The following is a 995-nucleotide window of genomic DNA, read 5'->3' on the forward strand; positions in this document are numbered from 1 at the left end:
ATTTCGGTCGGGCGGAAGTATCTTTGCCTGGAGGTTGTGCGATAGGAAGTCGACCAGTGGACTTGCACCTGCGCGGTCTCGAAGCAATGGGGGCCGATATACAGGTCGAAGATGGCTATATTAGAGCTTCTAGCAATGGTCGGCTTAAAGGTGCAAACATCTTTCTTGATACGGTAACTGTAACGGGTACTGAAAACCTGATGATGGCTGCCGCTTTGGCTGAGGGTAAAACCATCCTGAATAACGCTGCACGAGAACCTGAAGTCGTTGACTTGGGTGAGTGTCTGAATGCGATGGGAGCTGATGTTAAAGGTCACGGTACCGCAACGATTGAAATTAATGGCGTTGCATCCTTAAAAGGTTGTCATTATGACGTGCTGCCAGATCGTATTGAAACAGGTACTTACCTTTGTGCTGCCGCTGCGACCTGTGGCCGCGTAAAGCTTAAAGACACACGTGCTGATTTGTTGGAAGCAGTTCTGGTCAAGCTTAAGGAAGCCGGGGCACACATTACCACAGGGAAAGACTGGATTGAGCTGGATATGAAGGGTAAGCGCCCTAAAGCTGTATCAGTGAAAACTGCACCTTATCCCGGGTTTCCAACTGATATGCAGGCACAGTTTGCATCGATGAATTGCGTAGCAGAAGGCACAGGTTCAATTACAGAAACAGTATTTGAAAACCGTTTTATGCATATTCACGAGTTAATGCGCATGGGGGCTGACGTTAAGCTCGAAGGCAACACTGCGATCATTACCGGGGTTGAGCAATTACATGCTGCGCCTATTATGGCAACTGACCTTCGTGCCTCTGCTTCATTGGTAATTGCGGGGCTTGTTGCGAAAGGTGATACGCTTGTTGATCGTATTTACCATGTTGATCGTGGTTACGAATGCATTGAAGAAAAACTGCAGCTACTGGGTGCAAAAATAAAGCGCCTGCCTAGTTAGACGGTGAAGTTTAAGAGTAAAAAATTATGTCAGAGAATCTAATAA

1 protein-coding gene is annotated in these 995 nt (G+C 46.9%); it reads left to right on the forward strand.

Features of this window, described 5'->3' with window-relative positions; genetic code table 11:
• Nucleotides 1-950 (forward strand): UDP-N-acetylglucosamine 1-carboxyvinyltransferase (gene murA, locus A3761_RS03775; protein WP_068749841.1); only part of this gene is annotated, 950 nt, incomplete at its 5' end.
• Nucleotides 951-995 lie beyond the last annotated feature (45 nt).

It is taken from the genome of Oleiphilus sp. HI0123 (assembly GCF_001635315.1).